This window comes from Rubrivivax soli, from assembly GCF_049810355.1.
GTDB lineage: Bacteria > Pseudomonadota > Gammaproteobacteria > Burkholderiales > Burkholderiaceae_C > Rubrivivax.
Genome location: NZ_CP187368.1, coordinates 1449296 through 1461043 on the forward strand (window position 1 = coordinate 1449296; position 11748 = coordinate 1461043).

An 11748-nucleotide genomic window follows, 5' to 3' on the forward strand; every position below is an offset into this window, starting at 1 on the left:
GCGCCCCTGGGCACAGCACTTCAGCCCAGCACCTCGGCCAGCGTCATCGTGCCGATGCGGGCGTGCTGCCGGAACGCCCGCGTGCCCTCGCCCGGCGCCAGCAGCAGCGCGTCCACCAGCGGCTGCGCCGCGGTGAGCGCCGGGTCGCACAGCAGCACGTGGCGCGGCGTGCCGGCTTCGTCCAGCCGCGCGGCCCAGTCCAGTTCGACCAGCAGGTCCAGCAGCGGCTCCAGAGCGAGCGGGTCGCTGTGCAGTGCCGCGGCCAGGTCGGGCAGCGACAGGCCGTGGCCGGCGGTGTGGCGCGCGGCTTCCAGCCGGCGCAGCACGACCAGCGCCGTCTCGAAGCGCTGGCCCGGCGTGTCCGGACGCAGCGTGATGCGCATCTGCAGGCTGGGCGCGTAGGCCGCGATCACCGCGCCCAGCAGCATGATCACCCAGCTGAGGTACACCCACAGCAGCAGGATCGGCACCGTGGCGAACACGCCGTACACCGTGGCGTAGGCCGGCATCGAGCTGACATACCAGCCCAGGCCCTTCTTCGCCAGCTCGAAGGCCGCCGCCACGAACAAGGCCCCGGCCCAGGCGTGGCGCCAGCGCACGGCAGTGTTGGGCACGTAGTGGAACAGGCCGGCCACGGCCGTCATCAGCAGCAGGAACTCGACCACGTTGAGCACGCTGGCCACCGTGGACGGCAGCACGCCCACCAGCCCGCGAGACGCCGACAGCGCGTAGCTCGTCATCGACAGGCTCATGCCCAGCGCCAGCGGCCCGAGCGTCAGCGCCGCCCAGTACACCAGCACCCGCTGCGCGATCGAGCGCGGCTTGCGCACGCGCCAGATGGCATTGAGCGTGCGGTCGATCGTCAGCATCAGCGCCAGCGCCGTGGCGCCCAGGATCACCAGGCCGGCCGCGCCGAGCTGGTTGGCCTTGGTGGCGAAGCGCGTCAGCTCGCGCAGCACCGGCTTGGCGATGCCGTCGGGCACCAGGTTCTGCAGGAAGTACTTCTCCAGCGCCACCTGGAACGACGAGAACATCGGGAAGGCCGAGAACACGGCCAGCATCACCGTGACCAGCGGCACCAGCGCGATCAGCGTCGTGAAGGTCAGGCTGCCTGCGGTGAGGCCGAGGCGGTCCTCGCGGAAGCGCTGCCGCAGCACGCGCAAGGTGTCCAGCCAGGGCCATCGGCGCAGCGCCTCGATGCTGGCCCCCAGGCGCAGCGCGCTGTCTTGCCGAAGTGTCATGCTGGCTATGATGCCAGCATGCATGCAACCCCCGTTCCGCCGCCGCTGGTGCGGCATGCGCGCGCCATTGCGCTGACGGCGCTGATCGCGCTCATCGTGCTGGGCCTGGCCTGGGAGCTCTGGCTGGCGCCCACCGGCAGCGGCACGCTGGCGCTGAAGGTGCTGCCGCTGGTGTTCTGCCTGGCCGGGCTGCTGCGCCACCGCATGGCCACCTACCGCTGGCTGGCGCTGCTGCTGTGGCTGTACGTGACCGAGGGCCTGGTGCGCGCCACCAGCGAAGGCGGGCTGGGGCAGCAGCTGGCCATCGTCGAGGTGGCGCTGTGCCTGGTGCTGTTCGGCGCCTGCGGCGTGTACATCCGGCGCCGGCTGCGCAGCGCACCTGAGGGTGGTGACAAGGACGGCGACAAGGCCGAGGCCACGGCATGACGGCCGCCCTGCTCGCGCAGTTGCGCGCCGCCGTGGGCCCGGCCCAGGTGCTGACCGACGGCGATCTCTCGGCCTACCTGAACGACTGGCGCAAGCGCTGGCGCGGCCGCGCGCTGGCCGTGGTGCGACCGGGCAGCACCGACGAGGTGGCGGCCGTGGTGCGTGCCTGCGCCGCGGCCGGCGTCAGCCTGGTGCCGCAGGGCGGCAACACCGGCCTGGTCGGCGGCGGCGTGCCCGACGACACCGGCACGCAGGTGCTGCTGAGCCTGCAGCGCATGCACCGCGTGCGCGCGATCGACGCCGCCAACCTGGCCATCACGGTGGAAGCCGGCTGCGTGCTGCAGGCGGTGCAGCAGGCGGCCGAGGCGCAGGGCCTGCTGTTCCCGCTGAGCCTGGCGGCCGAAGGCAGCTGCACCATCGGCGGCAACCTCGCCACCAATGCCGGCGGCACGCAGGTGCTGCGCTTCGGCAACGCACGCGACCTCTGCCTGGGGCTGGAGGTCGTCACCGCCGAGGGCGCCGTCTGGGACGGCCTGAGCGGCCTGCGCAAGGACAACACCGGCTACGACCTGCGCGACCTCTTCGTCGGCAGCGAAGGCACGCTGGGCATCATCACCGCGGCCACGCTGAAGCTCTACCCGCTGCCCGCGGCCACCACCACGGCGATGGCCGCCTGCGATTCGCTCGACGCCTGCGTGGCGCTGCTGAACCTGGCGCGCGCGCGGCTGGGTGCGGGGCTCACCGGCTTCGAGGTGATGGGGCGCTTTGCGCTGGACCTGGTCGCCAGGCACTTCCCTGCCCTGCCCAACCCGCTGCCCACGGCCGCGTGGACCGTGCTGCTGGAGCAGAGCGACACCGAAGGCGAGGCGCAGGCCCGCCACCGCTTCGAAGCCTTGCTGGGCGACGCGCTGGAGGCCGGCACCATCGCCGATGCCGCCGTGGCCGAAAGCCTGGCGCAAAGCCAGGCCATGTGGCACGTGCGCGAGTCGATCCCGCTGGCGCAGGCCGAAGAAGGGCTGAACATCAAGCACGACATCTCGTTGCCGGTGTCGGCCATCCCCGCCTTCGTGGCGAGCACCGACGCCGCGCTGCAGGCCCTGGTGCCGGGCGTGCGGCTGGTCAACTTCGGCCACCTGGGCGACGGCAACCTGCACTACAACGTGCAGGCGCCGGCGGGTGGCGATGCGGGGCGGTTCCTGGCCGAGATGGAAGCGCGCGTGAACCACGTGGTCTACGACGCCGTAGTGGCGCACCGGGGGTCGATCTCCGCCGAGCACGGCGTGGGGCAGCTCAAGCGCGACGAGCTGCGGGAGCGCAAGTCGCCGGTGGCGCTGGCGCTGATGCAGCGCATCAAGCTGGCGCTCGACCCGCAGAACCTGCTGAACCCGGGACGCGTGGTCTAGCAGCCCGCGCGGCAGACATCGAGGCCTGCGCCGGGGCCGGTCACTGCACCGGCCCCTTCAGCGCGCGCGGCACCGGGATCGAGAGCACCTCGATGCCTTCCTCGTGGAGAGCCTGGCGCTCCTCGGGCGAGGCTTCGCCGCGGATGCCGCGGTGCGCGGTCTCGCCGTAGTGGATGCGGCGCGCCTCATCCGCGAACCGTTCGCCCACGTCTTCGGTGTTGGCCAGCATGTGCTGCACGGCCTGCAGCCATGCGGCCTGCAGGTCGACTGCAGTCCCTTCCTTGGTCGCCACCGCGGGCTCGCGCGCGCCCGACAGGTTCAGGCGCGGTGCGCTGGGCAGGCGGGTGACGACGCGGTCGCTGCACAGCGGGCACTCGACGAGGCCGCGGTCGTTCTGGTCCATGAAGTCGTCGTCGGACGCGAACCAGCCTTCGAAGCCATGGCCGTTCGCGCAGCGCAGGTTGAGCACCTTCATCGCGCCATCATAGGGCGGCGGGCGGCTCCGGGTCGGGTTGCCACTGCAATGACCACGCACCGGCGCGCCAGCGCTGCAGCCATTGCAGCCCGACCAGCGTCTTGACGTCGGGCAGCGCGTTGGCGGCGGCCAGCGCGTCGAGCTCGCGGTCGGTCAGGGCCAGCACGTCGAGGAACTCGCCCTGGTCCAGGTTCTGGGCCCCGGCAACGAGACCGCGTGCGAAGTAGATCCAGATGCTCTCGGTCGAGTACGCGGCGGCGTTGTGGATCTCGCACGCGAAGGCCCATTCGCGGGCGCGGTAGCCGGTCTCTTCCTGCAGCTCGCGCCGCGCGCAGGCCAACAGGTCTTCGCCGGCATCGCGCTTGCCGGCGGGAAACTCGACGATGCTCTTCGCGATGGGATAGCGGAACTGCCGCACCACCACCACGCGGCCGTCGTCGAGCAGCGGCACCACTGCGACGGCCCCCGGATGCTGGACGAACTCGCGCGTGGCGGCGGTGCCGTCGGGCAGGCGCACGTCGTCGCGCCGCACCTCCAGGAAGCCGCCTTCCAGCAGCGTGCGGCCGCCGGTGCGGTGCTCGACCAGGTGGCTGTCGTCCTCGGGCATCGACGGCGGCACTGCGGCTGGCGATCAGCTCGCCAGGGCCTTGATGATGGCGTCGCGGCACATCGCCATCAGGCCACCGGGCAGCAGGCCGAAGCCCAGCACCGCCAGGCCGTTCAGCGCCAGCAGCGCGGTCACGCCCTGGCTCTGCACGATGGGAGCGGTCTGGGTGGGCTCGTCGAAGTACATGACCTTCACCACGCGCAGGTAGTAGAAGGCGCCGACCAGCGACAGCAGCACCGCCACGATGGCCAGCACCAGGTACAGCGTGACGCTGGTGGAGACCAGCGCCTGCAGGATGGCCAGCTTGGCGTAGAAACCCACCATCGGCGGCACGCCGGCCAGCGAGAACATGAACACCGTCATCACGCCGGCGATCCACGGCGCACGCCGGGCCAGTCCGGCGAGATCGTCGATGTGCTCGCTCTCGAAGCCCTGGCGCGACAGGAACATGATCAGGCCGAAGGTGCCGAGCGTGGTCAGCACGTAGGCGACCAGGTAGAACATCGCCGAGCTGTAGGCGTTGCCCGCGCTCAGCGTGTTGCCGCTGACGACACCGGCCGACAGGCCGAGCAGGATGAAGCCCATCTGCGCGATGGTGGAGTACGCCAGCATGCGCTTCAGGTTGGTCTGCGCGATGGCGGCGATGTTGCCGACCACCAGCGAGCCCACCGCCAGCACGATGAACATCTGCTGCCAGTCGACCGCGAGGCCCAGCATGCCTTCGACCAGCAGCCGGATCGTGATCGCGAAGGCCGCGAACTTCGGCGCACCGCCGATCAGCAGCGTCACCGAGGTCGGCGCGCCCTGGTAGACGTCGGGCACCCACATGTGGAACGGCACCGCGCCCAGCTTGAAGGCCAGGCCCGCGACGACGAACACGACGCCGAAGATCAGCACTTCCTTGTTGATGCCCGGGTTGTTGGCGATCTGCTCGAAGACCTTCGGGATCTCCAGCGAGCCGGTGGCGCCGTACATCATGCTCAGGCCGTAGAGCAGGAACCCGCTGGCCAGCGCACCCAGCACGAAGTACTTCATCGCCGCCTCGGTGCTGAGGGCGTGGTCGCGGCGCAGCGCGGTCAGCGCGTACAGCGACAGGCTCATCAGTTCCAGGCCCAGGTAGACGACGAGAAAGTTGTTGGCCGAGGTCATCACCGAGATGCCCAGCAGCACGAACAGCGTCAGGGTGTAGAACTCGCCCTTGAGCATCTCGCGCGCGGCGAGCGTGGGGCGGGCGTAGGCGATGGTCACCATCACGGCAATGGCCGCGAAGAAGGCGAGCAGGTGGCCCATCGGGTCGGTGACGACGCTGCCGCGCATGCCGTAGGCCGTGGCGCCGCCGTCCAGCATCCACAGGTGCATCGCGGCGAAGACGCCGATGCTGACCTGCGTCAGCCAGAAGGTCGGCCGGCGCCCGGGATCGGTGACGAAGAGGTCGGCCAGCAGCACGGCGCACGCCGCGAACAACAGCCAGGCCTCGGGATAGATGACGAGCCAGTTCATCGTGGTCATTGTTGGTTTCTCGGCGGCGTCACTGGATCTTCGAAACGGCCACGTGCCTGAGCAGTTCCGTCACCGACACCTGCATCACGTCGGTGAAGGGCTTGGGGTACAGGCCCATCCACAGCACCGCGACCGCCAGCACGGACAGCATCAGGAACTCGCGCCCGTTGATGTCCTGGAGCGCCTTCACGTCGTCGTTGGCGACGTCGCCGAAGTACACGCGCTTGACCATCCACAGCGTGTAGGCGGCGCCGAAGATCAGCGTCGTGGCGGCCGCCAGCGCGATCCAGAAGTTGTATTGCACCGCGCCCAGGATCACCATCCACTCGCCGACGAAGCCCGCCGTGCCCGGCAGGCCGCAGTTGGCCATCGCGAACAGCACCGCGAAGGCGGCGAACTTGGGCATGGTGTTGGCGACCCCGCCGTAGCTGGCGATCTCGCGGCTGTGCACGCGGTCGTAGAGCACGCCGATGCACAGGAACATCGCGCCCGAGACGAAGCCGTGGCTGATCATCTGCACGATGGCGCCCGCGACGCCGAGTTCGTTGAAGATGAAGAAGCCCAGGGTCACGAAGCCCATGTGCGCGATCGAGCTGTAGGCCACCAGCTTCTTCATGTCCTGCTGCACCAGCGCCACGAGGCCGATGTACAGCACCGCGATCAGGCTGAGCGCGATCATGACCCACGCGTACTCGCGCGCCGCGTCGGGTGCGATCGGCATCGAGAAGCGCAGGAAGCCGTACGCGCCCAGTTTCAGCATGATGGCGGCCAGCACCACCGAGCCGCCGGTGGGCGCCTCGACGTGGGCGTCGGGCAGCCAGGTGTGCACCGGCCACATCGGCACCTTCACCGAGAAGGCGGCGAAGAAGGCGAAGAACAGCAGGGCCTGCACGGACAGCGGCAGCGGCAGCTTGTGCCAGGTGAGGATGTCGAAGCTGCCGCCGCTCTTGAAGTACAGGTAGACCAGGGCCACCAGCATCAGCAGCGAACCCAGCAGCGTGTACAGGAAGAACTTGAAGGCCGCGTAAACGCGGCGCGGACCGCCCCAGACGCCGATGATGATGTACATCGGGATCAGCGTGGCCTCGAAGAAGACGTAGAACAGCAGGCCGTCCAGCGCCGAGAACACGCCCACCATCAGGCCCGACAGGATCAGGAACGCGCCGTTGTACTGCGCCACGCGGTCGGTGATGACTTCCCAGCCGGCGATGACGACGACGATGGTGATGAAGGCCGTGAGCAGCACGAACCACACCGACAGGCCGTCCACGCCCAGGTGGTAGTTGACGTTGAAGCGCGCGATCCAGGGCAGCTTCTCCTGGAACTGCATCGCGGCGCTGCTGGTGTCGAAGCCGGTGACCAGCGGGATCGTCACGACGAAGGCGACCAGCGCGCCCACCAGCGCGATGGTGCGCACGACGCCGGCGTGGCGGTCGTTGCCCACCGCGAGCAGCAGCACACCGAAGGCGATCGGCAGCCAGATCGCAAGACTCAGGAGACCCATTCTTCTCTCTCTTGTTGTGTCGCCGGTGCGCTCAGCGCAGCAGGCCGCCCAGGAACGGCCACAGGCGCCAGGTCATGAAGCCGAAGATGCCCAGCAGCATGACCAGCGCGTACCAGTAGAGGTGGCCGGTCTGGACCAGGCGCACCACGCCCGACAGCAGGCCCACCGCGCGGGCCGAGCCGTTGACGAACACGCCGTCGATCACGGCCTGGTCGCCGCCCTTCCACAGCCCGGTGCCCAGCACGCGTGCGCCTGCCGACAGCACACGCTCGTTGAACCAGTCGAAGTAGTACTTGTTCTCGAGCAGGGTGCGCACCGGCTTCAGCGCCCGGTCGATGGCGGCCGGGATCGCGGGCGCCTTCAGGTAGAACAGCCAGGCCGTAGCGACGCCACCCAGCGCCAGCCAGAACGGCAGCGTCTGCAGGCCGTGCAGCGCCATCGCGCCGGCGCCGTGGAAGATCTTGCCGAGCTCGGCCATCGCCGGGTGGCGGGCCGCGTCGACGACGATCGCGTCCTTGAAGAAGTCACCGTGCACCATCGGCCCGATGGTCAGGTAGCCGATCACCACCGAGGGCACGGCCAGCAGCAGCAGCGGCGCCGTGACCACCCAGGGCGACTCGTGGGGCGTGTGCGCGTGGCCATGGCCGTGGTCGTCGTGGTGGTCGTGCTCGCCCGGGAAGGGCTTGTGGTGGAACCGCTCCGGGCCGTGGAAGACCAGGAAGTACATGCGGAACGAGTAGAAGGCGGTGATGAAGACACCGGCCGTCACCGCGAACATCGCGAACCCCGAGCCCGGCAGGCTGCTGAAGTGCACGGCCTCGATGATCGAGTCCTTGGAGTAGAAGCCCGCGAACAGCGGCGTGCCGATCAGCGCCAGCGACCCCAGCAGCGACGTGATCCACGTGATGGGCATGTGCTTGCGCAGGCCGCCCATGTTGCGGATGTCCTGGTCGTGGTGCATGCCGATGATCACCGAGCCCGCGCCCAGGAACAGCAGCGCCTTGAAGAACGCGTGCGTCATCAGGTGGAACACCGCCACGGAGTAGGCCGAGACCCCGAGCGCCACCGTCATGTAGCCGAGCTGGCTGAGCGTGGAGTACGCGACCACGCGCTTGATGTCGTTCTGGATGATGCCCAGGAAGCCCATGAACAGCGCGGTGATCGAACCGATCACGAGCACGAAGCTCAGCGCCGTGTCGGACAGCTCGAACATCGGCGACATGCGTGCGACCATGAAGATGCCGGCCGTCACCATGGTGGCGGCGTGGATCAGCGCGGAGATCGGCGTCGGGCCTTCCATCGAGTCGGGCAGCCACACGTGCAGCGGCACCTGCGCGCTCTTGCCCATCGCACCGATGAACAGGCAGATGCAGATCACGGTGATCAGCATCCAGTCGCCGCCCCAGGTGGGGTACGGGAACACGATCTGCGCGAGTTCGGGCGCCTTGGCGAAGGCCTCGGTGTAGTTCAGCGTGCCGGCGTAGGCGACCACGAGGCCGATGCCCAGGATGAAGCCGAAGTCGCCGACGCGGTTCACCAGGAAGGCCTTCATGTTGGCGAACACCGCGGTCGGCTTCTTGAACCAGAAGCCGATCAGCAGGTAGCTCACCAGGCCCACCGCCTCCCAGCCGAAGAACAGCTGCAGGAAGTTGTTGCTCATCACCAGCATCAGCATGCTGAACGTGAACAGCGAGATGTAGGCGAAGAAGCGCTGGTAGCCCGGGTCCTCTTCCATGTAGCCGATGGTGTACACGTGCACCATCAGCGACACGAAGGTCACCACGCACATCATCATGGCCGTCAGGCCGTCGACCATGAAGCCGACTTCCATCTTCAGCCCGCCGATGACGAGCCATTCGTAGACGGTGGCATTGAAGCGCGCGCCGTCGACGGCCACCGACTTCAGCACCATGGCCGAACCGATGAAGGCGATCAGCACGCCCAGGATCGTGAAGGTGTGGGCGCCGCGGCGGCCCACGGCCTTGCCGGCCAGGCCGGCGATCAGCGCGCCGGCCAGCGGCGCCAGCGCAACGGTGAGCAGGAGGTTCTGCGACAGGGTGGCTGCCATGGTCAGCCCTTCAGATCGTCGAGCTCTTCGACGTTGATCGATGCACGATTGCGGAACAGCACGACGAGGATGGCCAGGCCGATGGCCGACTCGGCCGCCGCCACCGTGAGGATGAAGAACACGAACACCTGCCCGGCCATGTCGCCCAGGTAGTGCGAGAAGGCGACGAAGTTCAGGTTCACCGCCAGCAGCATCAGCTCGATGGCCATCAGCAGCACGATGAGGTTGCGCCGGTTCAGGAAGATGCCGATGACCGACAGCGCGAACAGGATGCCGCCCAGCGAGAGGTAGTGGCCGAGCGTGATGGGTCCGAGCGTCATGCCGCGCCCCCTTCCTTGGGTGCAGACGGCGCTTCCACCGTGGGGGCGACCTTGACCAGGCGCACGCGGTCGGCCTTCTTGACCTTCACCTGCTGGCTCGGGTCCTGGTGGCGGCTGTCCTTGCGGCCGCGCAGCGTCAGCGCGATGGCGGCCACGATGGCCACCAGCAGCAGCACGGCGGCGATCTGCAGCGGGTACAGGTAGTTCGTGTAGATCTCGATGCCCAGCATGTGCGTGTTGCCGAGCTTCTGCGCCTGCGCCGACAGTTCGGGGGCCTGCGTCGGCTGGAAGCCGCGCATCAGCACCAGCGCCATCTCCAGCGCGATCACCGCGCCGACCATGCCGGCCACCGGGAAGTGCTTCCAGAAGCCCTCGCGGAAGCTGTCGGTGTTGATGTCGAGCATCATCACGACGAACAGGAACAGCACCATCACGGCGCCGACGTACACCAGCACCAGGGTGATGGCGAGGAACTCGGCCCGCAGCAGCATCCACACGCACGAGGCGCTGAAGAAGGCCAGCACGAGGAACAGCGCCGCATGCACCGTGCTGCGCGCCGTGATGACGCGGAACGCTGCGAACAGCAGCACCGCGGAGAAGACGTAGAAGAGCGCTGTGATGGAGGTCATGTCGGATCAGCGGTACTTGGCATCCGCAGCGCGGTTGGCCGCAATCTCTTTTTCGTAGCGGTCGCCCACGGCCAGCAGCATGTCCTTCGTGAAGTACAGGTCGCCGCGCTTCTCGCCGTGGTATTCGAAGATGTGCGTCTCGACGATGGAGTCGACCGGACAGCTTTCTTCGCAGAAGCCGCAGAAGATGCACTTCGTGAGGTCGATGTCGTAGCGCGTGGTGCGGCGGCTGCCGTCTGCGCGCACGTCGGACTCGATGGTGATGGCCATCGCGGGGCACACGGCCTCGCACAGCTTGCAGGCGATGCAGCGCTCCTCGCCGTTGTCGTAGCGGCGCAGCGCGTGCAGGCCGCGGAAGCGCGGGCTCAGCGGCGTCTTCTCTTCGGGGAACTGGATCGTGATGTTCTTCGACAGGAAGTACCGGCCGGTGAGCTTCATGCCCTTGAAGAGCTCGGCCAGCAGCATGCTGGAGAACACGTCCTTGATGGCGGTGATGGTCGACATGCCCGGCCTCACTTCCAGATGTTGAACGGCGACTGGATCCACAGGCCCACGACGACGAGCCAGACCAGCGTGATGGGAATGAAGATCTTCCAGCCCAGACGCATGATCTGGTCGTAGCGGAAGCGCGGGAACGTGGCGCGCACCCACAGGAACATCGTGACGACCACGAAGACCTTGATCGCCAGCCAGATCCAGCCCGGGATGAAGGCGAGGAAGTCGAACGGGGGCAGCCAGCCGCCCAGGAACAGCAGCACGCACAGCGTGCTGACCAGGATCATGTTCGCGTACTCGGCCAGGAAGAACATCGCGAACGACATGCCCGAGTACTCGATCATGTGGCCGGCGACGATCTCCGACTCGCCTTCCACCACGTCGAACGGGTGACGGTTGGTTTCGGCCAGCCCGGCGATGAAGTAGACGATGAAGATCGGGAACAGCGGCAGCCAGTTCCACGACAGCACCCCCGCGCCCATGCTGGCGAAGATGCCCTGGCCCTGCTCGAGCACGATCTCGGTCATGTTCATCGTGCCGGCGACCATCAGCACGACGACCAGGCAGAAGCCCATCGCGATCTCGTAGCTGACCATCTGGGCCGAGGCACGCAGCGCGCCGAGGAAGGCGTACTTCGAGTTGCTGGCCCAGCCGGCGATGATGACGCCGTAGACCTCGAGCGAGGTGATGGCCATCAGGAACAGCAGGCCGGCGTTGACGTTGGCCAGCACGACCTCGGGGCCGAAGGGCACCACGGCCCAGGCGGCCAGCGCCGGCATGATGGTCATCACCGGGCCGAGGAAGAACAGCCCCTTGTTCGCGGCGGTCGGTCGGATGATCTCCTTGAAGATCAGCTTCACGGCGTCGGCGATCGGCTGCAGCAGGCCGGCAGGGCCGACGCGGTTCGGGCCCAGGCGGATCTGCGTGAAGCCGATGCCCTTGCGTTCCCACAGCGTGAGGTAGGCCACGCAGCCCATCAGCGGCAGCACCAGCGCCACGATCTTCACCAGGCTCCACAGCACCAGCCAGAGCGTGGGGCCGAGCGCGGCGTTGCCGAATTGATGCAGGGTGTCGAACATG

General features: G+C 68.1%; 12 protein-coding genes. 2 read left to right on the top strand and 10 right to left on the bottom strand.

The window, feature by feature from the left end; all coding sequences use genetic code 11:
- Positions 1–20 precede the first annotated feature (20 nt).
- On the bottom strand, positions 21–1241 hold the full coding sequence (locus ACPOLB_RS06525) for a YihY family inner membrane protein (protein ID WP_425260493.1): 1221 nt from the start codon (positions 1239–1241) through the stop codon (positions 21–23).
- Positions 1242–1259: 18 nt separating this feature from the next.
- On the opposite strand from ACPOLB_RS06525, the gene ACPOLB_RS06530 reads away from it, so the two are divergent.
- Positions 1260–1667, top strand: a complete 408-nt coding sequence (locus ACPOLB_RS06530; protein WP_425260494.1) for a DUF2069 domain-containing protein — start codon at positions 1260–1262, stop codon at positions 1665–1667.
- On the top strand, positions 1664–3070 hold the full coding sequence (locus ACPOLB_RS06535; RefSeq protein WP_425260495.1) for an FAD-binding oxidoreductase: 1407 nt from the start codon (positions 1664–1666) through the stop codon (positions 3068–3070). The genes ACPOLB_RS06530 and ACPOLB_RS06535 overlap by 4 nt, the downstream gene beginning before the upstream one ends.
- A gap of 40 nt (positions 3071–3110) precedes the next feature.
- Here ACPOLB_RS06535 and ACPOLB_RS06540 read toward each other — a convergent pair whose 3' ends face one another.
- The 9 genes from ACPOLB_RS06540 to nuoH are packed head-to-tail and all read right to left on the bottom strand — an operon-like array spanning position 3111 to position 11747.
- Entirely contained in the window at positions 3111–3545 is a 435-nt protein-coding gene (locus ACPOLB_RS06540) for a DUF1178 family protein (protein WP_425260496.1), read from the bottom strand.
- A 7-nt stretch (positions 3546–3552) separates the two neighbouring features.
- Complete coding sequence (locus ACPOLB_RS06545; protein WP_425260497.1) at positions 3553–4152, bottom strand: NUDIX domain-containing protein; 600 nt, start codon at positions 4150–4152, stop codon at positions 3553–3555.
- 24 nt (positions 4153–4176) lie between these two features.
- On the bottom strand, positions 4177–5661 hold the full coding sequence (gene nuoN, locus ACPOLB_RS06550; RefSeq protein ID WP_425260498.1) for an NADH-quinone oxidoreductase subunit NuoN: 1485 nt from the start codon (positions 5659–5661) through the stop codon (positions 4177–4179).
- Between the two features lie 19 nt (positions 5662–5680).
- Positions 5681–7156, bottom strand: coding sequence for an NADH-quinone oxidoreductase subunit M (locus tag ACPOLB_RS06555; RefSeq protein ID WP_425260499.1), 1476 nt, complete (start codon positions 7154–7156; stop codon positions 5681–5683).
- A gap of 31 nt (positions 7157–7187) precedes the next feature.
- The gene (gene nuoL / locus ACPOLB_RS06560; RefSeq protein WP_425260500.1) at positions 7188–9224 is read right to left on the bottom strand and encodes an NADH-quinone oxidoreductase subunit L; all 2037 of its coding nucleotides are present in this window, start codon (positions 9222–9224) and stop codon (positions 7188–7190) included.
- A 2-nt stretch (positions 9225–9226) separates the two neighbouring features.
- Positions 9227–9544, bottom strand: a complete 318-nt coding sequence (gene nuoK, locus ACPOLB_RS06565) for an NADH-quinone oxidoreductase subunit NuoK (RefSeq protein WP_425260501.1) — start codon at positions 9542–9544, stop codon at positions 9227–9229.
- Positions 9541–10173: an NADH-quinone oxidoreductase subunit J gene (locus tag ACPOLB_RS06570; protein WP_425260502.1), complete on the bottom strand. Its 633-nt coding sequence runs from the start codon at positions 10171–10173 to the stop codon at positions 9541–9543. Before ACPOLB_RS06570 ends, nuoK begins: the two co-directional genes overlap by 4 nt.
- Before the next feature lie 6 nt (positions 10174–10179).
- Entirely contained in the window at positions 10180–10677 is a 498-nt protein-coding gene (nuoI, locus tag ACPOLB_RS06575) for an NADH-quinone oxidoreductase subunit NuoI (RefSeq protein WP_425260504.1), read from the bottom strand.
- 8 nt (positions 10678–10685) lie between these two features.
- Positions 10686–11747, bottom strand: a complete 1062-nt coding sequence (nuoH, locus tag ACPOLB_RS06580; protein WP_425260505.1) for an NADH-quinone oxidoreductase subunit NuoH — start codon at positions 11745–11747, stop codon at positions 10686–10688.
- Between the last annotated feature and the right edge of the window lies 1 nt (position 11748).